This is a genomic window from Bacillus sp. SRB_331 (assembly GCF_003264175.1).
Lineage (GTDB): Bacteria > Bacillota > Bacilli > Bacillales > Bacillaceae_G > Bacillus_A > Bacillus_A mycoides.
On the sequence record NZ_NADV01000001.1, the window covers coordinates 1 to 24,063 of the forward strand.

General features: G+C 36.8%; 27 protein-coding genes, 12 tRNA genes and 4 riboswitches. Of the genes, 36 read left to right on the forward strand and 3 right to left on the reverse strand.

The features are described 5' to 3' along the window. Positions 1 to 31 precede the first annotated feature (31 nt). The 14 genes from B5P42_RS00005 to B5P42_RS00070 all read left to right on the forward strand — a co-directional run bounded on the left by B5P42_RS00005 (position 32) and on the right by B5P42_RS00070 (position 3,257). Positions 32 to 105 (forward strand) — tRNA-Pro (locus B5P42_RS00005). Positions 106 to 120: 15 nt separating this feature from the next. Beyond that, positions 121 to 193 (forward strand) — tRNA-Ala (locus B5P42_RS00010). Between the two features lie 18 nt (positions 194 to 211). After that, positions 212 to 304 (forward strand) — tRNA-Ser (locus tag B5P42_RS00015). Positions 305 to 365: 61 nt separating this feature from the next. Then, a tRNA-Ser gene (locus tag B5P42_RS00020) sits at positions 366 to 458 on the forward strand. 24 nt (positions 459 to 482) lie between these two features. Continuing rightward, positions 483 to 559, forward strand: a tRNA-Met gene (locus B5P42_RS00025). A gap of 2 nt (positions 560 to 561) precedes the next feature. Then, positions 562 to 637: transfer RNA gene (locus B5P42_RS00030), tRNA-Asp, on the forward strand. 9 nt (positions 638 to 646) lie between these two features. Further along, a tRNA-Phe gene (locus B5P42_RS00035) sits at positions 647 to 722 on the forward strand. A gap of 19 nt (positions 723 to 741) precedes the next feature. After that, positions 742 to 814 (forward strand) — tRNA-Thr (locus tag B5P42_RS00040). 6 nt (positions 815 to 820) lie between these two features. Next, a tRNA-Trp gene (locus B5P42_RS00045) sits at positions 821 to 891 on the forward strand. Between the two features lie 8 nt (positions 892 to 899). After that, positions 900 to 976 (forward strand) — tRNA-Ile (locus tag B5P42_RS00050). A 7-nt stretch (positions 977 to 983) separates the two neighbouring features. Next, positions 984 to 1,058, forward strand: a tRNA-Asn gene (locus tag B5P42_RS00055). A 1-nt stretch (position 1,059) separates the two neighbouring features. Continuing rightward, positions 1,060 to 1,131 (forward strand) — tRNA-Glu (locus tag B5P42_RS00060). A gap of 131 nt (positions 1,132 to 1,262) precedes the next feature. Beyond that, positions 1,263 to 1,682 (forward strand): CBS domain-containing protein, encoded by a 420-nt coding sequence (locus B5P42_RS00065; RefSeq protein WP_002125317.1) that lies wholly within the window; start codon positions 1,263 to 1,265, stop codon positions 1,680 to 1,682. Positions 1,683 to 2,105: 423 nt separating this feature from the next. Beyond that, positions 2,106 to 3,257, forward strand: a complete 1,152-nt coding sequence (locus B5P42_RS00070) for a DUF3965 domain-containing protein (protein ID WP_002125318.1) — start codon at positions 2,106 to 2,108, stop codon at positions 3,255 to 3,257. Between the two features lie 241 nt (positions 3,258 to 3,498). Here the strand turns inward: B5P42_RS00070 and B5P42_RS00075 are convergent, their stop codons facing one another. Further along, positions 3,499 to 3,831, reverse strand: a complete 333-nt coding sequence (locus B5P42_RS00075) for a hypothetical protein (protein ID WP_002010638.1) — start codon at positions 3,829 to 3,831, stop codon at positions 3,499 to 3,501. Positions 3,832 to 3,836: 5 nt separating this feature from the next. Beyond that, positions 3,837 to 4,991 (reverse strand): SH3 domain-containing protein, encoded by a 1,155-nt coding sequence (locus tag B5P42_RS00080; protein WP_113733336.1) that lies wholly within the window; start codon positions 4,989 to 4,991, stop codon positions 3,837 to 3,839. Positions 4,992 to 5,250: 259 nt separating this feature from the next. Continuing rightward, positions 5,251 to 5,363: riboswitch (TPP riboswitch) on the forward strand. 60 nt (positions 5,364 to 5,423) lie between these two features. Continuing rightward, positions 5,424 to 5,527, forward strand: a riboswitch (TPP riboswitch). A gap of 89 nt (positions 5,528 to 5,616) precedes the next feature. Here B5P42_RS00080 and tenA point away from each other — a divergent pair. From tenA to kdpDN, 18 genes are all read left to right on the forward strand, one after another. After that, positions 5,617 to 6,312, forward strand: coding sequence for a thiaminase II (gene tenA, locus B5P42_RS00085; RefSeq protein WP_113733337.1), 696 nt, complete (start codon positions 5,617 to 5,619; stop codon positions 6,310 to 6,312). Continuing rightward, positions 6,281 to 7,030 (forward strand): ABC transporter ATP-binding protein, encoded by a 750-nt coding sequence (locus B5P42_RS00090; protein ID WP_113733338.1) that lies wholly within the window; start codon positions 6,281 to 6,283, stop codon positions 7,028 to 7,030. Before tenA ends, B5P42_RS00090 begins: the two co-directional genes overlap by 32 nt. Then, positions 7,030 to 7,782, forward strand: a complete 753-nt coding sequence (locus B5P42_RS00095; RefSeq protein WP_033708337.1) for an ABC transporter permease — start codon at positions 7,030 to 7,032, stop codon at positions 7,780 to 7,782. The genes B5P42_RS00090 and B5P42_RS00095 overlap by 1 nt, the downstream gene beginning before the upstream one ends. Then, complete coding sequence (locus tag B5P42_RS00100) at positions 7,779 to 8,780, forward strand: ABC transporter substrate-binding protein (protein ID WP_002140427.1); 1,002 nt, start codon at positions 7,779 to 7,781, stop codon at positions 8,778 to 8,780. The genes B5P42_RS00095 and B5P42_RS00100 overlap by 4 nt, the downstream gene beginning before the upstream one ends. Before the next feature lie 10 nt (positions 8,781 to 8,790). Next, complete coding sequence (tenI, locus tag B5P42_RS00105) at positions 8,791 to 9,411, forward strand: thiazole tautomerase TenI (protein ID WP_061675217.1); 621 nt, start codon at positions 8,791 to 8,793, stop codon at positions 9,409 to 9,411. Beyond that, positions 9,404 to 10,513, forward strand: coding sequence for a glycine oxidase ThiO (thiO, locus tag B5P42_RS00110; protein ID WP_113733339.1), 1,110 nt, complete (start codon positions 9,404 to 9,406; stop codon positions 10,511 to 10,513). The genes tenI and thiO overlap by 8 nt, the downstream gene beginning before the upstream one ends. Positions 10,514 to 10,528: 15 nt before the next feature. Next, a complete protein-coding gene (gene thiS / locus B5P42_RS00115; protein WP_113733340.1) occupies positions 10,529 to 10,732 on the forward strand; it encodes a sulfur carrier protein ThiS in 204 nt (67 codons plus the stop codon). A gap of 2 nt (positions 10,733 to 10,734) precedes the next feature. After that, positions 10,735 to 11,505, forward strand: coding sequence for a thiazole synthase (gene thiG, locus B5P42_RS00120; RefSeq protein ID WP_113733341.1), 771 nt, complete (start codon positions 10,735 to 10,737; stop codon positions 11,503 to 11,505). Then, positions 11,498 to 12,517 carry a thiazole biosynthesis adenylyltransferase ThiF gene (locus tag B5P42_RS00125; RefSeq protein WP_113733342.1) on the forward strand — a complete coding sequence of 340 codons (1,020 nt, stop codon included), beginning with the start codon at positions 11,498 to 11,500 and terminating at the stop codon, positions 12,515 to 12,517. The genes thiG and B5P42_RS00125 overlap by 8 nt, the downstream gene beginning before the upstream one ends. Positions 12,518 to 12,532: 15 nt before the next feature. Then, complete coding sequence (gene thiD, locus B5P42_RS00130) at positions 12,533 to 13,345, forward strand: bifunctional hydroxymethylpyrimidine kinase/phosphomethylpyrimidine kinase (RefSeq protein ID WP_060749972.1); 813 nt, start codon at positions 12,533 to 12,535, stop codon at positions 13,343 to 13,345. 118 nt (positions 13,346 to 13,463) lie between these two features. Further along, positions 13,464 to 13,611: riboswitch (cyclic di-AMP (ydaO/yuaA leader) on the forward strand. 93 nt (positions 13,612 to 13,704) lie between these two features. After that, positions 13,705 to 14,091: a hypothetical protein gene (locus B5P42_RS00135; protein WP_060749973.1), complete on the forward strand. Its 387-nt coding sequence runs from the start codon at positions 13,705 to 13,707 to the stop codon at positions 14,089 to 14,091. 16 nt (positions 14,092 to 14,107) lie between these two features. Continuing rightward, the gene (locus tag B5P42_RS00140) at positions 14,108 to 14,338 is read left to right on the forward strand and encodes a hypothetical protein (protein ID WP_061675212.1); all 231 of its coding nucleotides are present in this window, start codon (positions 14,108 to 14,110) and stop codon (positions 14,336 to 14,338) included. 262 nt (positions 14,339 to 14,600) lie between these two features. Beyond that, positions 14,601 to 14,746, forward strand: a riboswitch (cyclic di-AMP (ydaO/yuaA leader). A 94-nt stretch (positions 14,747 to 14,840) separates the two neighbouring features. Continuing rightward, complete coding sequence (locus tag B5P42_RS00145) at positions 14,841 to 14,945, forward strand: SipW-dependent-type signal peptide-containing protein (protein WP_000887888.1); 105 nt, start codon at positions 14,841 to 14,843, stop codon at positions 14,943 to 14,945. Further along, positions 14,942 to 15,022, forward strand: a complete 81-nt coding sequence (kdpF, locus tag B5P42_RS00150) for a K(+)-transporting ATPase subunit F (protein WP_000972378.1) — start codon at positions 14,942 to 14,944, stop codon at positions 15,020 to 15,022. The genes B5P42_RS00145 and kdpF overlap by 4 nt, the downstream gene beginning before the upstream one ends. A 19-nt stretch (positions 15,023 to 15,041) precedes the next feature. Then, positions 15,042 to 16,709 carry a potassium-transporting ATPase subunit KdpA gene (gene kdpA, locus B5P42_RS00155; RefSeq protein WP_113733343.1) on the forward strand — a complete coding sequence of 556 codons (1,668 nt, stop codon included), beginning with the start codon at positions 15,042 to 15,044 and terminating at the stop codon, positions 16,707 to 16,709. A 13-nt stretch (positions 16,710 to 16,722) separates the two neighbouring features. Beyond that, positions 16,723 to 18,813 (forward strand): potassium-transporting ATPase subunit KdpB, encoded by a 2,091-nt coding sequence (kdpB, locus tag B5P42_RS00160; protein WP_113733344.1) that lies wholly within the window; start codon positions 16,723 to 16,725, stop codon positions 18,811 to 18,813. A 16-nt stretch (positions 18,814 to 18,829) separates the two neighbouring features. Next, a complete protein-coding gene (gene kdpC / locus B5P42_RS00165) occupies positions 18,830 to 19,411 on the forward strand; it encodes a K(+)-transporting ATPase subunit C (RefSeq protein WP_016101775.1) in 582 nt (193 codons plus the stop codon). Positions 19,412 to 19,467: 56 nt separating this feature from the next. Beyond that, positions 19,468 to 20,622: a KdpD-like non-kinase potassium sensor gene (kdpDN, locus tag B5P42_RS00170; RefSeq protein ID WP_131247276.1), complete on the forward strand. Its 1,155-nt coding sequence runs from the start codon at positions 19,468 to 19,470 to the stop codon at positions 20,620 to 20,622. 19 nt (positions 20,623 to 20,641) lie between these two features. Here the strand turns inward: kdpDN and B5P42_RS00175 are convergent, their stop codons facing one another. Further along, positions 20,642 to 21,820 carry an MFS transporter gene (locus B5P42_RS00175; protein WP_113733346.1) on the reverse strand — a complete coding sequence of 393 codons (1,179 nt, stop codon included), beginning with the start codon at positions 21,818 to 21,820 and terminating at the stop codon, positions 20,642 to 20,644. 140 nt (positions 21,821 to 21,960) lie between these two features. On the opposite strand from B5P42_RS00175, the gene B5P42_RS00180 reads away from it, so the two are divergent. From B5P42_RS00180 to B5P42_RS00195, 4 genes are all read left to right on the forward strand, one after another. Continuing rightward, entirely contained in the window at positions 21,961 to 22,422 is a 462-nt protein-coding gene (locus B5P42_RS00180) for a MarR family transcriptional regulator (protein ID WP_113733347.1), read from the forward strand. Positions 22,423 to 22,550: 128 nt separating this feature from the next. Further along, complete coding sequence (locus tag B5P42_RS00185) at positions 22,551 to 23,405, forward strand: patatin-like phospholipase family protein (protein ID WP_113733348.1); 855 nt, start codon at positions 22,551 to 22,553, stop codon at positions 23,403 to 23,405. Positions 23,406 to 23,532: 127 nt separating this feature from the next. Beyond that, a complete protein-coding gene (locus B5P42_RS00190; RefSeq protein WP_000432819.1) occupies positions 23,533 to 23,736 on the forward strand; it encodes a hypothetical protein in 204 nt (67 codons plus the stop codon). Positions 23,737 to 23,784: 48 nt separating this feature from the next. Continuing rightward, entirely contained in the window at positions 23,785 to 24,057 is a 273-nt protein-coding gene (locus tag B5P42_RS00195; protein ID WP_000143386.1) for a hypothetical protein, read from the forward strand. Positions 24,058 to 24,063: the final 6 nt, after the last annotated feature.

The window sequence follows — 24,063 nt, forward strand, 5'->3', positions numbered from 1 at the left end:
GTTCGACTCCTCTCGGGCGCGCTTTTATTAACGGGAAGTGGCTCAGCTTGGTAGAGCACCTGGTTTGGGACCAGGGGGTCGCAGGTTCAAATCCTGTCTTCCCGATTTTCCCAAAAACATGGGGCCTTAGCTCAGCTGGGAGAGCGCCTGCCTTGCACGCAGGAGGTCAGCGGTTCGATCCCGCTAGGCTCCACTTTATTTTTTATATGTCGGAGGTATACCCAAGTTCGGCTGAAGGGATCGGTCTTGAAAACCGACAGGCGGCGAGAGTCGCGCGGGGGTTCGAATCCCTCTACCTCCTCCATTTTTTTAAAAAGTGGTTTAGTTACATATAAAAATGAATAAGATATTAATTTTTCCTTCATGGAGGTATACCCAAGTTCGGCTGAAGGGATCGGTCTTGAAAACCGACAGGCGGCGAGAGTCGCGCGGGGGTTCGAATCCCTCTACCTCCTCCATTTATTTTTAAAACATAATATCGTCGCGGGGTGGAGCAGTACGGTAGCTCGTCGGGCTCATAATCCGAAGGTCGCAGGTTCAAATCCTGTCCCCGCAACCAATGGTCCCGTGGTGTAGTGGTTAACATGCCTGCCTGTCACGCAGGAGATCGCCGGTTCGACCCCGGTCGGGACCGCCATTTTATGTTGGCTCGGTAGCTCAGTCGGTAGAGCAGAGGACTGAAAATCCTCGTGTCGGCGGTTCGATTCCGTCCCGAGCCACCATTTTTTTGTTTTTTTTTATGCCGGCTTAGCTCAATTGGTAGAGCAACTGACTTGTAATCAGTAGGTTGGGGGTTCAAGTCCTCTAGCCGGCATCATTTAGGGGCATAGTTTAAAGGTAGAACTGAGGTCTCCAAAACCTCCAGTGTGGGTTCAATTCCTACTGCCCCTGTAAAGTATGGGCCTATAGCTCAGCTGGTTAGAGCGCACGCCTGATAAGCGTGAGGTCGATGGTTCGAGTCCATTTAGGCCCACCATATATATTCCGCAGTAGCTCAGTGGTAGAGCTATCGGCTGTTAACCGATCGGTCGTAGGTTCGAGTCCTACCTGCGGAGCCATGGCCCGTTGGTCAAGTGGTTAAGACACCGCCCTTTCACGGCGGTAACACGGGTTCGAATCCCGTACGGGTCATAAAAAAAGAGTCAGCATATTGCTGACTCTTTTTTATTATGTATAAGCCTCTTTTTATCACCTTATTTTCCTGAAATAAATAAAGCGATTTAGGAAAAGCTATGGTATGTATTAAAAGGAGGAGATGAAAAATGACACAAGTTAGAGAACTTATGAGTACTCATATCGTACATTGTACACCATTAGACAATGTATATGAGGCAGCTGTAAAAATGAAGGAAGAATCGGTTGGATTGATTCCTGTTATTGAAAATAAACAAGTTGTTGGGCTTGTTACTGATCGAGACTTAGTTGTTCGTGGGATTGCTGAAAAACATCCTGGATCTAATCAAATTACAAATGTAATGACAACAAACATTGTTTCAGTTTCTCCAGATGATTCTATTGAAAAAGCTACAGAATTAATGGCACAATATCAAATTAGACGGTTACCGGTTGTTGAGAGCGGTCAACTTGTTGGGATGCTAGCACTAGGTGATTTAGCTATAAGAAAATCAGCAGATGATCAAGCAGGGTTTGCTTTAAGTGAAATCTCAGAGCATACGGAATAAACTATTTATAAAGATCAGATACATCATTCTAGTATATACGGATTAAACTAATATGTTAGCGTGATGTATCTGAGACATTATATAATAAGTATAGCGTCAATATTTTTGAAAGTTTTTTTAAATTTGTCATTCCTGATTTTTAATAAGAGAAAAAATGATATACTGAGAGATATAAGTATTATGATAGATTTTGAATATAACAATATTCATTGTTAATGATGTAATAATGAATTAATATTTCCTACATAGATAAAGTGAAACTTTAATTATTGGGGGGTGTCCATCCCAAAATAATTATTAGTTGAACCAATCGGGCTTTTATGGGCAGTTTTATCTCCTACCTAACTTCCTCGCATTCGCAGAATTTTGAGGTGGGAGTCTTACTGCCCGCAAATAGCGGGATAAAAAGGGAAGGGGAATTATATGAGGGCTGTACAGGGCGATCCAAATTGGAATTTGGTTACAGATACATATATAGAACCAAATGATTTCGCTGAGTTATTTTCTTTGCTTGTACCTTGTCATCCAAAAGGTGAAGGGAAAGAGCGAACTATATTAGTATGGAAAGAAAAAGAATTTTATAAAGAAGAAAATTTAGCGCCATTTATCGTATATGGCATGAATAAAGTAAAGAATTTACCGCAGTTTCATAAAGATGAAATTCCAACTCTAGTACGTATTCTTCGTTTATGTCAAGAGATTGGTTGGTATGAAGAGGCAAATGCTTTTATGATAACCCAAGGGCTAGATGAATTTGTCCGAACTTCATTGGAGTATGAAACATGGGATCTTTTGACGAAGGCAGTTGCTTTAAACTATTTAATTATTAAATATCGTATTGGTGAATTAACAGCTGAGGATGTAGAAATTTGGGATCGAGTTAAATTTAATGAGAAATGTATAACAGATTGCAAACATCTATTATCTCATAAAGAAGTATTGGAATTTACATTCTTTTATATGTGTAAGCGAGCTAAGCTACTGTCAAAAGAGCAATTAAATAGTGATATGATGAGTCTGGCAATGTATTGTAATACTTTTGTGTATGATTTATATACACATGACTTATTACGAAAGTATCGTAAGTGTACAGACTTCCTATCATATTATGGACCTAGTCAAGCGGTTTTAGCTTGTCAAAGAGCTGTACTTTCACAAATTTCCGATCGATTAGACCCTTTAAAGACAACTCATGTAGATGATTATTTATATGTGATGAAAGAAATGATGGAGCATATGACGATAGGGGTAATGGATCGGTATGGTCATTTTATTGGAAAGCTACTATCATATGTACCATTTTTCGAAATGATCCAAGTTCCACAGCATGCATATTACTGTGAAGAATTACTGTATATTTGTAAGGGAATTGAATACAAAGAAGAAATACTACGCAATTATATATTTATACAATTACATGATTGTTTACCATCATTCTTTAAACTATTTCTTAAAAATAAGCGTTATGCAACGATTCATGATATTCTTTTCTATTGGTGCGACGATGAACAAAGAATGAGCTTAGAGAAAAAATATAATCTTAGTTTCATTTATGAAAAATATGCTTGTGGATAAACCATATTTTACATATTAAAAATTAATATAAATTAAAAAGGATCTCAAGTTTATGTGAGATCCTTTTTTTGTTAGTAAAGTAAGGAGAAAGTAACTAAGATAAGAAATAACATTCCATAAAGGAGAAATTGTGCAGTATAACTTCCTTGTATACCAAAAAAAGTATTCATTTTTTCATATAAATTCAATATATATTTCATTGGATTATCTTTGAAAGATTGGTACACAGTGTCTCCTCTTTCTAAGCTTCTTGTTCATGTTTTTGGTTATTAGGAACATGAACGTATCTAGCTATGAATAATAAAACACCTATAAAGAATACAGGAAGTACGGTAGATAAATAAAAACCATTACTAATTATATTTGTTATAAGAGCACTTAAAAGAAAAATTACATTATAAATATGGGCAATTTTTTGTTTTAGCCGCATTTGTAATGCTTCCATAATGATTTCTAAAGCAACAAAAGCAATAATAATAGATAAAAATACAGTGTTCGTATTATAAATGATTAAACAACAGATTAAACCTAAAAAGGCCAGGTATTCAATAAAGAGAGGTATATTGCGTGGCATATAATTTACCTAACTAAATATGGCAGTGGGTTTACTGCATTTGTTTTTTCAAAATTCCATTCCCCATTATGTAATTCAAAATGGAGATGTTGCCCGTATGAATGACCTGTGTTTCCCATATGACCTACTAATTGTCCAGTTTGTACTTGATCACCAGCTTGTACAGTGCGATCCTTCATATGAGCATAAACTGTTGTATATAATTTCCCATTTATTTGATGGGCGATGAACACGACATTGCCGTAGCTAGCCGAATAATAAGATTTCACAACCTTACCTACAGCAGCAGCTTGAATAGAGACATTTCCTTGTGCTGCTATATCTATACCATAATGCATTTGCTCCCAGCGCATATCAAAAGTGGAGCTGATTTTCCCTTGAGTAGGGAATTTGAAAACTGCTGGAATTGATGCAGGTTGAGCTGTTTTAGCTTGTGGTTGATTTTGCACTACATAGTGTTTTGCTACATATCCGTATCCTGTGCCAAAACGAATTTTATACCAAGTACCTACCGTTTCTACTACTTGTACTTGTGTACCATTTTGTAATGAGCCAAGTAGAGTGCCACTTGTGCTAGCATTGCTACGTACATTTAATTTTGGTGTTGCAACAGTATACGAAGGAGAACCTTGTACTGTTACACCTTTTACTAGAGGTGTGGATCCATTAGATACAAATGTTTTTTGTACGTAACCAATTTGACCGTTATGTAATATTTTGTACCAATCTCCTTGTTCACCTTGAATGGTAATGAATTGACCATTTGGTAATATATCTAGAATAGAAGACTCTGTATTAGGTTCAGAACGAACGTTTAATGCGTTTGCATTTACGATATATTGAGACTTTGGTTGAAAATTTTTTTTGAATAGAATTGCATCTTTTTTCATATAGCCTGTTTTGTTGTTAACAGATACTTTATACCAATCTTGAACTGTTTCAAGAATAGTAACCGGGCTATTAAATCGAATGGTATCAATTATTGCACTGTCTGTATGGCTATTTTGATGTAGTGCAACGTTGTCAATTTTTACATATCCAGTTTTTACTGTAGATGGTTGCTTAGCAGCCGCTGTTTGTATATCGGATTCTCCCATAGAAGGAAGTAAAGAAGCAATTGCGATAGTAGTTGCTGTTAAAGCTGTGGCTTTCATATTCATGTAATAAAGACCTCCTCTAGTTGTATAGTTGTAATTTTATTATAGTATAAAGATATAATATATTGGTCGTATTCACATAAATGTAATATGAAATCAATAAAAATAATGTCAGAAGAGAGATTCGTATATAAATATTGTATATATCATTTGTGAGGTCGCATTTATATTTGTTTAACATGTTAAGAATTAATTCTCAATTAAGAAAATTAAAACAGTTGATGATGTCTTATGGCGGTGTTATACTGACAGTGATAATTTTATAGTTTGCTAGGAGGGCTGGTGTTGCCAGCTGAGAGTAGGGCCGTAAGCCTTTGATCCTTTTTATTACCTGATCTAGATTATGCTAGCGTAGGGAAGCAATTCGGACATTAACAATGAGTCCCCGTTTCTTTGCGTATAGAAACGGGGCTTTTTTATTTGAAAATTTCATATTAACACCACTAGGGGTGCTTTTCGTGCTGAGAGAGGAATAATCCTTAACCCTTACAACACCTGATCTAGATAATACTAGCGAAGGGAAGTGGAACAACGAATAAATTATAATTTTATTTGCTGTAACCACTTCTTATATACAGAAGTGGTTTTTTTATTGAGATAAATAGATATATAGGAAGGGGAATTATTAATGAAATTTTGTGAAAGATTATTTGATACGGTGCAGCCTGTTTGGGAGAAAAGTCATAATCATCCGTTTGTAGTAGGTATGGGGGATGGTACGTTGGAAAAAGACAAATTCCAGTACTATATTATTCAAGATTATTTATATTTGTTAGATTATGCAAAGCTATATGCAATTGGGGTTGTAAAGGCAACGAATCCACAAGTTATGGCAAAATTTGCAGAGCAAATTGATGGGATTTTAAATGGAGAAATGACGATCCATAAACAGTATGCAAATAAACTTGGCATTACTGTAGAGGAGATAGAATCTGCGAAACCATCTGCTAAAAATTTAGCCTATACAAATTACATGATGTCTGTATCTCAAAATGGCACAATTGCTGAATTAATATCAGCTTTACTTCCATGTATGTGGAGTTATTGGGAGATTGGAAAGCGTTTAAATGATATTCCTGGAGCAAGAGATCATGAGTTCTTTGGAGAGTGGATTCAAGGATATAGTTCTGAAGAATACGGTAACCTTTGTATTTGGTTAATAGATTTATTAAATGAAATAGCAGTTGGAAAGTCAGAGAAAGAGCTAGACCGATTAGAGGAGATTTTCTTATATTCCAGCCGATTTGAATATTTATTCTGGGATATGGCTTATCGTAAGGAGATGTGGGGTTTTGAGGAGCAAGAACATACTACAGTTTCATAATGTTTCCTTTCATTATGATGAGAAACCAATCATCAATGAATTAAATGCTTCTATACAAGATAAAGAGTTTGTAAGTATTATCGGACCGAGTGGATGCGGGAAAAGTACTTTATTTCGCCTTATTACAGGCTTAGAAGAGGCAGGTACTGGACAGATAGAGCTGACAGAAACAAAGAGTCATTCTGTAGGGTATATGCCCCAAAAAGATATGCTCTTGCCGTGGAGGACGATTATTGAGAATGCGGCCCTGCCGCTAGAGTGCCAAGGTGTGCAGAAGAAAGAAGCGCAAGTAAAAGCGAAAGAACTGTTACATAAATTTGGTTTACAAGGGTACGAGAAAAAATATCCGAAAGATTTATCTGGTGGTATGAGGCAACGCGTATCTTTTATCCGAACTTTATTAACAGGCGGGGAGATATTATTGTTAGATGAACCGTTTAGCGCATTGGACGCTTTAACGAAGGCATCTTTGCAAGAATGGTTGTTTGAACAATGGAAAGAGTGGGAAAAAACAATTTTATTTATCACTCATGATGTTGAAGAAGCATTGTTTCTTTCTAATCGAATTTTGGTTGTAGAAAATCAACCGATAGCAACTTTAACTGAGCGAATTGTGCCGCTTGATCGTAACCGAACAAGAAAAGATTTATATAAGCCTGAAGTGTTAGCGCTTAAAGAAGAGCTCCTTAGTATGTTACAAAGGCAGGTACTCGTATGATGAATCGCTTGAAGGAGTTATTACCTGCCCTTATATTAAGTGGAATTTTACTTGCTCTGTGGGAAGTAGGAGCAAGAATTGTAGATGAGATGTACATTTTGCCATCACCTTCTGCAATTGTAATGAAGATATGGGCGCTGAAAGATATATTATTTACGGTTCATTTACCTGCAACGTTGTACGTCGTTTTAATAGGCGTTGTTATTTCTATCGTACTGGGCGTAGGGCTAGCAATGTTAATGAATGCGAGTACGTGGATGGAAAGAGCATTTTATCCGTTATTAGTTGCTTCACAAACAATCCCGATTACTGCGCTTGCACCGCTCTTCGTTTTATGGTTTGGATATACCATCTGGAGTAAGGTTGTTGTTACCGTTTTAATTACGTTTTTCCCAATTGCGGTCAATACATATGATGGACTGCGCAGTACGAAAAAAGAATGGGAGGAGCTATTAGTTACATATGGTGCAACGAAAAAAGATATTTTTCTAAAGCTAAAGTTGCCATCTGCTCTTCCTTACTTTTTCTCAGCGTTAAAAATTGCAGTTCCGCTTAGTGTGATTGGTGCAGCAATTGGAGAATGGCTCGGTGCACAAGCTGGGCTTGGATATTTCAGTAAAAGAATGATGACGCAGTTAGACGGAGCTGGTGTATTTGCACCCATTGTATTGTTATCATTATTAGCTATTTTCTTCGTCATACTTATTTCCATATTAGAAAAGAAATTTATTAGTTGGAGGAAACATTCATGAAATTATTAAAACGCATCTTTGTGTTTACATTATTAGTTGCAATGATTGCAGGATGTTCGAGTAACTCGGCATCAGATAAGAATAAATCAGAAAAAGAAATAACAGTAATGCTTGATTGGTACCCGAATGCGGTACATAGCTTTATTTATACGGCAATTGAAAAAGGATACTTTAAAGAAGAAGGAGTCAAGGTGAATATTAAATTCCCTTCTAATCCGACTGATCCATTAACGCTAGCGGCAGCAGGGAAAGTGACAGTTGGTTTGTATTATCAACCAGATGTTGTCATGGCAAAAGCAAATGAACAAATTCCAGTGAAATCAATTGGAGCTGTCGTACGTTCACCGTTAAATCATGTTGTATCACTGAAATCAGCAGGCATTCAATCGCCAAAAGATTTAGAGGGGAAAACAGTTGGATATTCTGGAACACCTTTAAGTGAGATGTATTTAAAAACGATGGTAAAAGAAGCTGGTGGTAATCCAGATACAGTGAAAGTAGTCGATGTTGGCTTTGATTTAGTACCAGCATTAATTACGAAAAAAGTGGATGCGGTAACAGGGGCATACATTAACCATGAAGTACCTGTTATGCGTCATGAAGGTCATGAACCAGCATACTTTAATCCAGCAGATTATGGTGTACCGAACTATCATGAGCTTGTGTTTGTAACGGGTGATAAAACGTTGAAAAAAGATAAAGAAGCATTGCAAGCCTTTTTACGTGGGGCACAAAAAGGGTATGACTTTATGAAGAAAAAACCCGATGAAGCATTAAATATTTTATTAGATCATCAAGAAAAAGAAAACTTCCCGCTTGTACCAGAAGTTGAAAAAGAAAGTATGAAAATTTTATTAGAGAAGATGGAAACGAAAGATGAGCCATTCTTATCAGATTCAAAAGAGTCATGGGAGAAACAAAACAAATGGTTGAAAGACAAAGGAATGACGAAAGAAATCGTACCAGCCGATGAATTATTTGAAAACATTTTAAAGTAGGCGAATGAATATGAAAAATGAGCTCCATGTAATCTCAAATGGCCATATGCCATTTGAAGAATTAGTGAATGTAGCGATGCAAATTGAGAGCGAGATTGATTATTTGCATATTCGTGAGCGTGAGAAGAGTACGAAGGAATTGTATGAAGGTGTGGAAAGTCTTTTAAAAAAAGGCTTTCCGCCATCTAAGCTTGTTATAAATGATCGAATTGATATCGCCATTCTATTAAATATTCCTCGTGTTCAACTAGGATACAGAAGCGCAGATGTAAGGTTAGTGAAAGAAAAATTTTCTTATTTGCATGTCGGTTATTCAGTACATTCGTTAGATGAAGCGATAGTAGCATTTAAAAATGGAGCAGATTCACTCGTTTATGGTCATGTATTTCCGACAGATTGTAAAAAAGGTGTGCCAGCGAGAGGATTAGAAGAAATTGCTCATATGGCAAGTTGTTTATCCATACCAATAACTGCAATTGGTGGGATTACCCCTGAAAATACAGGTGATGTTCTTGCAAATGGTGTAAGTGGCATTGCTGTTATGTCCGGGATTATAAGCAGTAGTAATCCGTATAGCAAGGCGAAATCTTATAAGGAATCAATAAGAAAGTGGGCGGAAAAACATGTGTAAGAAGTATGATGTAGCGATTATTGGCGGAGGTGTAATTGGTAGTTCAGTTGCACACTTTCTAGCAGAAAGAGGGCATAAAGTAGCGATTGTAGAGAAGCAAAGAATCGCATCTGAAGCTTCGAAAGCAGCTGCTGGTTTGCTCGGTGTTCAGGCAGAATGGGATGCATATGATCCGTTGTTTGAGCTTGCTAGAGAAAGCCGTGCTATATTTCCACAACTTGCAGCAGTTTTACGTGAAAAAACAGGCATCGATATTGGGTATGAAGAAAAGGGCATTTATCGCATCGCTCAAAATGAAGATGAGAAGAAAAGAATTCTTCATATTATGGATTGGCAGCAGAAAACAGGTGAAGATTCCCGATTTCTAACGGGGGACCATTTACGGGAAAAAGAACCGTTTCTTTCCGAGTCAATTATAGGAGCGGTATATTATCCGAAAGATGGTCACGTTATTGCACCAGAGCTTACGAAAGCATTCGCACATTCTGCAGCAATTTCCGGAGCTGATATATATGAACAAACAGAAGTGGTTGATATTCGTATTGAAAATAATAAAGTGACTGGAATTGTGACAAGCGAAGGTGTAATCACATGTGAAAAAGTCGTTATCGCCGGAGGATCATGGAGTACGAAATTGCTACATTATTTCCATAGTGATTGGGGCACGTATCCTGTGAAGGGTGAAGTTGTTGCAGTAAGAAGCAAGAAACCGCTCTTGAAAGCTCCTATTTTCCAAGAACGTTTTTATATTACGCCGAAACGTGGTGGCCGTTACGTAATTGGGGCAACAATGAAGCCTCATACGTTTAATAAGTCTGTACAACCAGAAAGTATTACTTCCATATTAGAGCGTGCCTACACAATATTGCCTGCTTTAAAAGAAGCAGAATGGGAAAGTACGTGGGCTGGGTTAAGACCGCAGTCTAATCATGAAGCTCCTTATATGGGAGAGCATGAAGAAATAAAAGGTTTATATGCTTGTACGGGCCATTATCGAAACGGCATTTTATTAAGTCCTGTTTCTGGTCAGTATATGGCTGATTTAATAGAAGGAAAGCAGGAGAATCACTTGCTAGATTCATTGCTTTCTAAAACGGTTTAGAAAGGGGATGGAAGTTTGAATTTAAAAATTAATGGTAAGCAAATTGAAGTACCAGAGAGTATAAAAACAGTAGCTGGGCTACTTACACATTTAGAGTTAGATAACAGAATTGTTGTAGTAGAACGTAATAAAGATATTTTACAAAAAGATGATCATAACGATACATCTGTTTTTGATGGGGACCAAATTGAGATTGTAACTTTCGTAGGAGGCGGTTGATTATGTTAAACATTGGACAATTTTCATTTCATTCTAGACTTTTATTAGGAACAGGGAAATTCCCTGATTTTGATGTGCAGCAAAAGGCAATTGATGTTTCTGAGGCTGAGATTTTAACATTCGCAGTACGTCGTATGGATATATTTGATGCGAAGCAGCCTAATTTATTAGAGAAACTTGATATAAAAAAATATACGTTACTACCGAATACAGCAGGAGCAAAAAATGCTGAAGAAGCTGTTCGTATTGCAAAATTAGCAAAAGCTTCTGGACTTTGTGACATGATAAAAGTAGAAGTTATTGGTGATGATAGAACGTTATTACCTGATCCAGTAGAAACGTTAAAGGCATCTGAAATGTTACTAGAAGAAGGATTTATCGTTCTTCCTTACACATCTGATGATGTTGTATTAGCACGCAAACTACAAGAACTTGGCGTGCATGCGATTATGCCAGGAGCATCACCCATCGGATCAGGACTTGGTATTGTAAATCCATTAAATTTAAGCTTCATTATTGAACAAGCGACAGTACCAGTTATCGTTGACGCAGGTATTGGTAGCCCAGCTGATGCGGCATTTGCGATGGAATTAGGAGCGGATGGTGTGTTATTGAATACAGCTGTGTCGGGAGCAAAAGATCCTATTAAGATGGCACAAGCAATGAAATTAAGTATTGAGGCAGGTCGTTTAGGGTTTGAAGCAGGTCGTATTGCACGCAAGCGCTGCGCGACAGCAAGTAGTCCTTTAGAAGGAATGAGCGTAGTTGAATAATCGATATTCTCGCCAAGAACTATTTTCTCCAATTGGGGAAGAAGGGCAACAAAAGCTAGGAGAAAAGCATGTACTTATTATCGGTGCAGGTGCATTAGGTAGTGCAAATGCAGAGATGTTTGTAAGGGCAGGCGTTGGTAAGGTAACAATTGTTGACCGCGATTATGTAGATTGGAGTAATTTGCAAAGACAACAATTGTATGCAGAGAGTGATGTAGAGAATAATCTTCCGAAGGCTGTAGCGGCAAAAAAACGTCTAGAAGAGGTTAATAGTGAAGTAAGAGTAGAAGCTCTCGTTCAGGATGTAACGGCTGAAGAGTTGGAAGAACTCGTTACAAATGTTGATGTAATCATCGATGCGACTGACAATTTCGAAACACGTTTCATTGTGAATGATATATCGCAAAAATATTCTATTCCATGGGTTTATGGGGCATGTGTAGGGAGTTACGGTCTTTCTTATACTATTCTTCCAGGAAAAACGCCATGTTTATCTTGTTTATTACAATCGATTCCACTTGGCGGAGCGACATGTGACACAGCGGGGATTATATCACCTGCTGTATCTCTCGTCGTTTCTCATCAAGTAACGGAAACGCTTAAACTGTTAGTAGAAGATTATGACTCGCTTCGAGATGGGCTTGTGTCATTTGATGTATGGAAAAATGAGTATTCATGTATGAATGTGCGAAAGCTTCGTAAACATAATTGTCTATCGTGTGGTGAACGGGCAGTATATCCGTATTTAAATAAGGAAAACACTTCAAAAACAGCAGTGTTATGCGGGAGAAATACAGTTCAAATTAGACCACCTCATAAAGAGGAAATGGATTTTGAACAATATAAAAAATTGCTGAATGATCGTGTGACTGATTTAAATATAAATCCATATTTATTATCCTTTTCTGTTGGAGAAAAGAGATTAGTTGCCTTCAAAGATGGTCGTGTACTTGTGCATGGAACGAAAGATATAAGCGAAGCGAAAACAATTTATCATCGCTATTTTGGGTAGAAAAGGATGAGTGGGATGAAAGTGAATAAAGCTTTAACAATTGCAGGGTCTGATAGCGGAGGCGGCGCTGGAATTCAAGCAGATTTAAAAACTTTCCAAGAGCTTGGTGTGTATGGAATGACGGCTATTACAGCAATTACTGCTCAAAATACGCTTGGCGTTCAAGGGGTATATCCTATTTCTTTAGAAGGGATTACGGAGCAGCTGAATTCAATTGGTACGGATTTAACGCCAGATGCTGTAAAACTGGGAATGTTATTTAGTAGTGAAATTATTCAAATTGTGGCAGAGCATATTAAGAAATTTGGTTGGAATAATATTGTGCTAGATCCTGTTATGATTGCAAAAGGCGGGGCATCATTATTACAACAAGAAGCAGTACAAGCATTAAAAGAATATTTATTGCCAGTAGCAACTGTTGTAACACCGAATGTTCCTGAAGCAGAAGTGTTAACTGGAATGGAGATTCATAATGTAGAAGATAGTAAGGAAGCTGCAAAAGTATTGCATGAATTAGGAGCTAAATATGTGCTTATGAAGGGCGGACATGCAGAATATCAAGGTAATGAAGTAATTGATTTACTCTTTGATGGTGAGCAGTTTATTGAATTTAGAAGTGAACGAATTCCTTCGAAGCAAACGCACGGAAGTGGGTGTACATTTGCTTCAGCGGTTACAGCAGGACTTGCGAAAGGCTACTTGATGGAAGAGGCAGTTCAAGAAGCAAAACGATTTATTAGTATAGCAATTAAAGAGCCATTGAATATTGGAAGTGGTCATGGGCCGACGAATCATTTTGCATATAAATTGAATAAGACGCATGTATAAAGATACGAGAAGCCAGTTTGTTAACTGGCTTTTTTTGTGTTTACTTTTTCCAAATTCAGGAGTAATATATCAGCCAGAATCTGTTTTTCATTCCGTATTATATGGGGGAAATAGATTATTTTGTAATACGCTGAATTCAAATTTATGGAGCGGAGGAACCAATTTGTGCGTCGTCACTAGGGGTGAATCTTTCAATGTTGAAAGTAGGGCTACTCTCAAAGCCCGAATCCGACAGCTAACTTCGTAAGCGTCTTGAGAGAGGGCGGTGCCATGATGGATATATCACTTCGTCGGTCTGATTAGTATAGGAGAATATCAATCTATGTTTGAGTTCTTTTATGCTAAGGAGGATGAGGTACATGGAATTAACGCTTATTTGCGTTGGAGAAGAAAATAAGGTAAAGAGTTTAAGAGAGCTAGCAGCATTTCAGCATGAGTTAATTATTTTTACAGCAAATGAAGAGATAGCAGATCAAGTTAGAAATTGTGGATTTGATTGGACTTATAGCTGTACTAAGGAGCAGGATTTTACTAGTATTTGCGAGCATATTAAGAAGGTGATTTTACTAGGAGATGAGCTTCCGATAGTTAGTTTCTTCACAGAACGCATTCGTTTTTCTTTTCAAGCGCCTATTACTGTTGTTACAAGGAATAAACGATATCCGGCCAGGCTCTATGAAACAATTGGAGCTAAATTTGTAGTGTTTACGAACTGTGATAATATTTCTTTTTTATTTTTTGAATAAGGTGGGGGAAATGAAGATGAAAGTGTTGTTACTAGGAGATATAGCGAATCGTTGGGCGATATCGGTAGAGAGAGTTCACGAATTGGTAGTGCTCGATCCTCTTTTTCCAGGGCCATATATTATATTACCATCAAAAGATGTTTTGTATTTAGAGACGGATATTACCGAATATGAGCAGTTACATGCAGAATTATCACAAGTTTATATTCGAGGGAGAAATTTGCGTGCTTTTTTGCGTGGAGAATAAAGGTTGAATGAAAAAAGAGCGAATGCTGAGTGCAACAAGCTATGCACTTCATGTAATTCGCTCTTTTTATTTCATATTTAAAGGATCATTTTTATGAAAAAGAAAGAAAAGACAAGAAAACAGATGAAAAAATATTAATAACACTCAATGTAAACGTTTAAATGACGGAATATTTTCGTATTTTAAGAAATTCTCCTCTTTACAAGTTAAATATAGAGGAGTATATTTACTCTCATAAATCATTCATGAAATTTCCAAAAAAAACCTAAAATCGCTGAGTTCCAGAAATGGAGCGGGGGAACCAATTTTGTGCATTGTCACTTGGGGTGAATCTTTCAATTTTGAAAGTAGGGCTACTCTTTAGGCCCGAATCCGACAGCTAACCTCGTAAGCGTTTAGAGAGGAGGTTTACTTTGTGTTGTTCGTTTCGAACACTAAGTAGAGCTTAGTGTTCTTTTTTTGATAACTAGATGGTAAATTTTAACAAAGGTGAGGGGTAGTTATGTTAGATGTTGTAATGATCGGTATTTTTGTTGGGTTAGTCGCATCGATGGCAAGTCTTGCAAGTTGGTCAGATAAAGTTGTGAAAGAAGGGAAGCAATCATGATGATTGCCTTATCGGTTATTGTTGCAGCGATTACGGTGTACTTAGTGTACGCATTATTAAATCCAGAAAAGTTTTAATTAGGGGGAATCATTCATTATGATTTGGGTTGCAGTCGTTATTACAATGCTCTTGTTTATTTTAGTAGCAAAGCCAACGGGAATTTATTTAGAGAAAGCCTTTCAAGGTAGTAAAACGCTAGATAAAGTATTCGGGCCTTTTGAAAAACTTATTTTTAAAATTACGGGTGTAAAAGCATACAATCAAACGTGGAAACAGTACGCATTATCATTAGTTTTACTCAATGGATTTATGATTGTTGTCGTATATTTCATTTTCAGATTACAAGGCGTATTGCCATTAAATCCAGCGCATATTGAAGGGATGGAGCCTACGCTCGCTTTTAATACAGCAATTAGTTTTATGGCTGATACAAACTTACAGCATTATAGCGGTGAAAATGGCTTATCTTATTTATCACAATTAATCGGGATTACATTTTTAATGTTTGCGGCACCAGCAACGACGTTAGCGCTCGTTATGGCATTTATAAGAGGGCTCGCTGGAAAAGAACTTGGTAATTTTTTCGTTGATTTTACGAGAGCATTAACGAGAGTTTTTCTTCCTATCGCATTTATTGCGGCGTTGGTCTTTGTCGCACTTGGTGTACCACAAACGTTAGACGGGGCAGTTACGGCACAAACAATTGATGGTGCGAAGCAAAGTATTTTACGTGGTCCAGTTGCATCATTCGTTTCAATTAAGGAACTTGGAAATAACGGCGGTGGATTTTTCGGGGCAAACTCTACACATCCTTTTGAAAATCCAGGGCAAATGAGTAATATTTTGCAAATGATGCTTATGATGTTATTGCCAACAGCACTTCCATTTACGTACGGACGAATGGTAGGAAATAAAAAACAAGGTCGTATCCTTTTCGTGTCACTATTCATGGTGTTTTTACTAGGATTTATAACGATTACGACATCTGAATTACATGGAAATCCAGTGTTAAATGGAATGGGTATCGAACATGTACAAGGAAGTACAGAAGGAAAAGAAGTCCGATTTGGAACAGTATTTTCTTCCCTTTATGCGACAGTAACGACAGCTGCGGAAACAGGGGCCGTTAATACGATGCATGATACGTTAACACCAATTGGTGGTCTAGTTCCACTCGTAAATATGATGTTAAATACAGTATACGGCGGTGTTGGAGCAGGTTTTGTGAACATTATTATGTATGCAATTATTGCAGTCTTTATATCTGGTTTAATGGTTGGACGGACACCGGAGTTTTTAGGTAAGAAAATTGAAGGTAAGGAAATGAAATTGATTGCGGTAACGATTTTATTTCATCCATTGCTTATTTTAGGGTTTTCAGCATTAGCTCTTTCAACAAGCTTAGGAACGGATGCAATTTCTCATTCAGGTTTCCACGGTTTAACGCAAGTTGTTTATGAGTATACATCATCAGCTGCGAATAACGGATCTGGATTTGAAGGATTGGGGGATAATACACCGTTTTGGAATATTACGACTGGTTTAGTTATGTTTTTAGGACGCTATTTCAGTTTAATTACGATGCTAGCTGTTGCAGCTTCACTGAAAGAGAAGATGGTAGTACCAGAAACAGTCGGGACATTCCGTACGGATAATGGTTTATTTGGAGGGATCTTTATCGGAACAATTGTAATTGTTGGTGCGTTAACATTCTTCCCGATGTTAGTACTTGGCCCAATTGCAGAATTTCTTACATTGAAGTAATGGAGGGTAAATGATGAGACCGGTAGTAGTAAAAGAAAAAAGAGTAAATGAATCACAAATACATGCTGTAGAAGATGAGGTTAGACAAGCAAAAACGATGGATCGTGATATCGTGACACATGCGATGAAACAATCCTTTGCGAAATTGAATCCGAAAGTAATGATAAAGAATCCGATTATGTTCGTTGTGGAAATTGGATTTATCATTACGTTAATTTTATCCTTTCTTCCAAGTAGTTCTAGTAGTGTACCAGGGTGGTTTAATATAACAGTTTCTCTCATTCTATTATTTACAGTTTTATTTGCTAACTTTGCAGAAGCTTTAGCTGAAGGGCGTGGTAAAGCGCAAGCTGATTCTTTAAAACAATCGAAGAAAGATGTATTTGCAAATGTTGTAAAAGAAAATGGAGATATTGTTCAAGTTTCAGCAACTGATCTGAGAAAAGGTGACGTTGTTATTGTAAAACAAGGAGAAATGATTCCAAATGATGGTGAAGTAATTAAAGGTTTAGCGTCTGTCGATGAATCTGCAATTACAGGGGAATCAGCTCCTGTTATAAAAGAAGCAGGTGGTGATTTTTGTTCAGTAACAGGCGGTACGATGGTCGTAAGTGATGAGATTACGATTGTAATTACGAGTAACCCTGGCGAATCATTTATTGATAAAATGATTTCTTTAGTAGAAGGAGCTGCGCGTCAAAAAACGCCGAATGAAATTGCCTTAAATACAGTATTAACGAGTTTAACTCTAATTTTCTTAATCGTCGTTGTGACGTTGCCGATTTTTACAAACTATTTAGGGTTTCAAATTGATACAGCTGTACTTGTAGCATTGTTAGTTTGTTTAATTCCAACGACAATTGGTGGGTTATTATCAGCGATTGGTATTGCTGGGATGGACCGCGTAACAAAGTTTAATGTATTAGCGATGTCAGGGAAAGCAGTAGAAGCTGCGGGCGATATTAATACGATTATTTTAGATAAAACAGGTACGATTACTTTCGGGAACCGGATGGCACATACACTGCTACCAGTAGGAAATGAAACGATTGAGCAAGTAGGAAAATGGGCTGCGATTAGCTCAGTTTTAGATGAAACACCAGAAGGTCGATCTGTTATAGAATATGTACAAACGAAATCTATATCATATAATAGAGAAATTGCAGAACAAGGTGAATTTGTTCCATTTAAAGCAGAAACAAGAATGAGCGGTGTTGATTTACAGGATGGAACGAAAGTGAGAAAAGGTGCTGTTGGTGCCGTGATTGAATGGGTTCAATCGCAAGGCGGGATGATTCCAAAAGATGTGAATCAAAAAGCAGATTTAATTTCAAAAGAAGGCGGAACACCACTTGTAGTTGCAGTAGACAATCGTATTTACGGTTTAATATATTTAAAGGATACAGTGAAACCTGGTATGCGTGAACGTTTTGAACAATTGCGCCAAATGGGGATTAAAACGGTTATGTGTACAGGTGATAATCCGTTAACAGCAGCAACAATTGCAAAGGAAGCAGGAGTAGATGAATTCGTTGCTGAGTGTAAACCAGAAGATAAAATTGCGGTTATTAAAGCAGAACAAGACAAAGGGAAACTTGTAGCGATGACAGGTGATGGTACAAATGATGCCCCGGCATTAGCGCAAGCTGACGTTGGGTTAGCGATGAATAGTGGTACGACAGCTGCGAAAGAAGCAGCAAATATGATCGATTTAGATTCGAATCCAACTAAAATTATTGAGGTTGTAGGAATCGGTAAGCAATTGTTAATGACACGAGGTGCGTTAACGACGTTTAGTATTGCAAACGATATAGCAAAATACTTTGCAATCATTCCAGCGATGTTTACATTAGCAATTCCGCAAATGGAAGCATTGAACATTATGAAATTAACATCGCCACTTTCAGCGATTTTATCAGCATTAATATTTAATGCAGTTATTATTCCACTACTAATTCCGTTAGCGATGAAAGGTATTGCATATAAACCGATGAGTTCTAATGCATTGCTTAGCCGAAACTTACTCATTTATGGGCTTGGTGGAGTTATCGTTCCATTCATTGGAATTAAAGTAATTGATATAATTGTCGGCTTGTTCATATAAGGAAGAGGGGAAAAAGATGGCGAAAAAACAAAGTATACTTTCACCAATTATTCGTATTACTTTTACATTTCTAGTTTTGTGCGGCCTCGTATACCCGCTTATTGTAACTGGTATTGCGCAAGCGGTAATGAAGGATAATGCGGATGGAAGTCTTATATATAATGATAAAGATGAAGTAGTTGGTTCAAAATTAATCGGTCAAAATTTCACAGATCCACGTTATTTTCATGGACGTGTCTCTAGTATAGAATATAAAGCAGAAGCATCTGGTTCAAATAACTATGCACCGTCTAATCCAGATTTAGCAAAACGAGTTGAGAAAAGTATTGATGACTGGAAGAAACAAAACCGGGCCGTTCCAGTTACAGAAGTACCGATAGATTTAGTGACGAATTCAGGTTCAGGGCTTGATCCTGACATTAGTCCGAAGGCGGCTTCCGTACAGGTAGATCGCATCTCGAAATTAACGAATATTCCGAAAGAAAAGCTAGATCAATTGATTAAGGATCAAACAGAAGGAGCTGCACTCGGTTTATTTGGAGAGGATCGTGTAAACGTCTTAAAGCTAAATTTAGAATTGCAGAAATTAATGAAATAGTAACAGTGCTACCTCAATCTAACGGATTGAGGTAGCGTTGTTTCGAAAGAAAGGTTGTGAGTGTTTTGTATGCGGATGACTATAAACCGACGTTTCAAAGGCGAACGCCAGAAGAGTATTTAGAATATATTCGGCAGCAAAATCGCGGAAAGTTAAAGCTATACGTAGGGGCTGCACCTGGAGTTGGGAAAAGTTATAAAATGCTATTTGATGCAAGAGAGATGAAAAAAGACGGTATTGATATTGTAATTGGTTTAATTGAAACACATGGTAGGGAAGAGACAGAAGAAGCGATTGCTGATTTAGAAAAAGTCCCTTTAAAAGAAATAGATTATAAAGGAAAGGGATTTTATGAGCTTGATGTGGAAGGAATTATAAAGCGGGCACCACAAATTGTTGTTGTGGATGAACTTGCGCATAGTAATATTCCCGGGTCGAAAAATAAGAAACGTTACATGGATGTGCAGGAATTGTTAGATGCCGGTATATCTGTATTATCAGCATTTAATATTCAACATTTAGAAAGTGTTCATGATATTGTAGCTCAAATTACGAATGTCAAAGTACGAGAGCGTATTCCAGACTTTATTTTACAAAAAGCAAATGAAATTCAGCTTGTTGATGCAACACCTGAGGTACTCCGGAAGAGATTAATAGATGGAAAGATATATAAGGAAGAAAAAATTCAACAAAGCTTACAAAACTTCTTTACGATAAATAATTTAGGGGCATTAAGAGAGTTATCACTTCGAGAAGTTGCAGATGATATGGATGAGAAAATTAGCCAAACAGTAATAGAACCGATCGGTGTGAAAGAAAAAATTCTCGTTTGTGTACAATACAGTTCAACAGCAGAGAAATTAATACGGAGAGGTTGGCGCATGGCTGATCGGCTAAATGCTGAATTGTATGTGTTAAACGTTGAAAGAGAAAATATAGATTCTATTTCAGCAGGCAAAAAGCAAACGATTGAAGAATGGAAATCGCTAACGAATCAATTTGATGCGAGCTTTGTATTAGAAGAAGCAAAGGGAAGAAAGCCCGCTGATGTTATTATTGAAGTTGCAAAAAGACTACAGGTGACACAAGTTTTACTTGGGCAATCGGCGAGAACACGGTGGGAAGAAATACGAAAAGGTTCTATTGTAAATGAAATTATGAGACAAACGAAGTATATTGATATTCATATCGTTGCTGATCAAAGAGCTTAAGAGACCATCTATAGGTCTCTTAAGCTCTTTGTGCAGCATGGGAATGTAGCATTTTCATTGCGTGTAAAACTATAAGTAGAAATATAATTGCCCCTAGGAAGAAAATCCAAAAGTAATTTTGATTAAATAAAAGAAACCCACCTACAATAGGCCCTGTACCCATACCAAGATAGCGAATGAAGTTGTACATACCGATGGCAGTTGCGCGTTCTTGTACGAATTCTTCCGTTAATAAAGTAGTGTGAGTCGGCATAGAAAGTCCCATACTAAAACCGTATAAAGAGGTAACGATAATTACGGATGGGATATTGATGCTATATGTGAAAGAGAATAAAGTGACACATATAATGTTGAAGAAACTAGTGATGAATAAAGCCTGCCTTGTTGTGAAATGTTTTTGCAAAAATTTGTAGCAATAGCTTCCTAACATAAGAGAAAGGGACATCGGTACAAACATAAGACCAATTTCGCTTGCGCTTAGATGAAATATATTTGTTAATATGCTAGGTAAAAAAACGAGGAAACAGAAATATATACAAAATTGAATAAAGCCAATAAGTGTAATGGAAAATCCAGTTTTATTTTTTAAGATAAGCCAGTAATTCTTTTTTGCTTTAGGTTTCTCAATTACATTTGGTTTTGTTTCTGGAAGTAGTGAAATGTTTATAATTAATAAGATGATGCCAATTGTAGATAAAAAAAGAAATACAGATAAGTGGCCATTTATACTGCCGAGATAGCCACCTATGAGAGGACCGATTGCAGGTGCGAGAGCAAGTAACATTTGATAAAGGCTCATCGCTTCTCCGCGTTCTTTTCCTTCAAATAAATCACCGATAATCGTTGCTGCAACTACAGGTATAGCCGCTATTCCTATAGCTTGAACAGCTCTAAAAAATAGAAATAAGTAAATGTTTGGTGAGAAAGCACAACCAATTGAGCCGATTGTACTAATGATTAAACTAGGGATAAGGACAAATTTTCTTCCCTTTGTATCAATTAAAGGTCCGTATATGAGCTGCATAACCGCAAGAACGAATGTGAAAAGTGAAACGGTTAAATTTACAAGATAAAGAGAAGTATGAAACGAATTTTGAATCATCGGCAAGATAGGTGTATAAATATTTTGAGCGAAGGAACCGAGTAAGGCACTCATACAGACAACATATAAAATGAAATTCAGTTTGGTTTTTTCCATAGTGTTAACCTCCTTGTTATTTAGTTTCCTTGGAAACTAAATTTATTTTAACATGATTTTCTCACTTGTAAAGATGGAAAAATGATTTTAAAATGGTATATAGTTAAATTGTTTCTTTGGAAACTTAGGAGGCGAACGGATTGGAACGTACAACGAAACAAATGGAAATACTTTCGGATATTCGTACACTTGTGCATAAAAAAGAAGAGCATTTGAAAGAAAATAATGAGAAGTTTCTTCTTGAGACAGGTGTAAGTGGTTTGTCTTTATCTGAGTTACATGTTATCGAGTGCATCGGAAAGACAGGATTGATGAATGTAACTGCAATTACGGCAGAGATGGGGATGACGAAGGGAGCAATCTCTAAAATTTGTACAAAGTTGTTCCAAAAACAATTTGTTGAGAAGATGAAAATGTTAGATAATCAAAAGGAAATTTTCTTCCGTCTAACAGAAAGCGGAGCTGAAATATATAAGGCTCATGAAAAGTTGCATAAACAAGCTGAAGAAAAGTGGCTGTTACTTTTAGATGGATATACGAAAGAAGAGCAAGATTGTATTCAAAGGTTTATAAAGGATGTCACCGGTCATTTGGAAATATAATTGGAAGAAAAAATACCTTTTTCTCAAGCCTTTTGAATATAATTTCTGAAAGAACTCATATATAATAGAAAAAGATACTTAACATAGTGAATAATTAAAGAGTCAATATATATAGAGGAGAGAGTAACATGCTTGAAAATACGGGGTTAGTATTAGAAGGCGGCGGTATGCGTGGTGTATATACGGGCGGGATATTAGAATATTTTATGGAACAAGATTTATATTTTCCATATGTAATTGGTGTATCAGCTGGTGCTTGTCATGCAGCGTCGTATCTTTCCAGACAAAGAAATAGAAATAAAACAGTAAATATTGATTACGCATCACATCCGCAGTATTTATCGTATAAAAACTTGTGGAAAAAACGTCAGCTATTTGATATGGAATTCATTTTTCATGAAATTCCAGAAAAGCATGTACCGTTTGATTTTGAAACATACTTTAATAGTCCAGAGCGTTTCCTTGTAGGAACAACTGATTGTGAAACAGGACAGTCTGTTTATTTTGAAAAAGAGGGAACGAATGATGATGCACTAAATTTATTGCAAGCATCTAGTTCATTACCTTTCATTGCACCGGCAGTAAACTACCGAGGTAAGCAATTGTTAGATGGCGGGATTTCAGATCCGATTCCAGTTCGTAAAGCACAGGAAGATGGATTTAAAAAATTAGTCGTTATTTTGACGAGAAATCATGGTTACGCGAAGAAAAAATCAAAATTTGGTTGGATTGCAGCAAAGGCTTATAAGAAGTATCCAAACCTTGTAAATACGATGCTGAATCGTTATGAAGTGTATAATGAAACACTTCACTACATTGAAAAAGAAGAGCAAGCGGGTAATTTATTTGTTATTCGCCCAGAAGTGCCGCTTCAAGTAGATCGTATGGAAAAGGATACGGCTAAATTACAAAGTTTATATGAGCAAGGCTATGAAGATGCAAAGAGACAATTTGCAGATTTACAGGCGTTTTTGCAAAAATAATAATTAGGCTGTGGAGAAGGAGTTCTCTGCAGCCTTTTTTATTATTGGTTTCAATACCGAATGTTGGTTATATACATTTTTGGGTTATGGTATAATATGGATAAAAGTATGTAGAGAGGTGATACATATGGAAAATGTATATAAAGGGCTTAGACATACTGGATTTACTATGTTGCTTATTTTTGGTGGCGTATTTCTACTGCGCTGGTTCATTCATGATGAAATGTTATTAGATCAGCTTATTGGTTTTAGTATAGGAATGGTAATGGTTATTTCATCAGTGTTCATTCAAAAGTATAGTAAAGAATTGCAGGTAAATGAGAAATATTAAAGGTTTCTAACCTCTTTTAAGTAGTTTGGTCGTAGAGGAGGCTTTCATATGACTTTTTTATTTGCGGTATATTTTGTTTTTATTATGACATTGTTAATTACATTTCTTCTTTCTAAAAGATCATTTGAGAAGCCTTTTATTAAATATATACCAGCGTTCATATTGTTTATTTTGGCTTTCATTTCTTCTATTATTTTTATATTTAATAACGGAATGGGAGAGCTTATGATAGCAATCTTCTTAGGTGTTACAGCAATAGCGAACGGTCTTTTGCTTTTTGCGTTGAAAGTAGTTCGTGTGATTGTTGCAAAAGGAAAGTAGCGCATC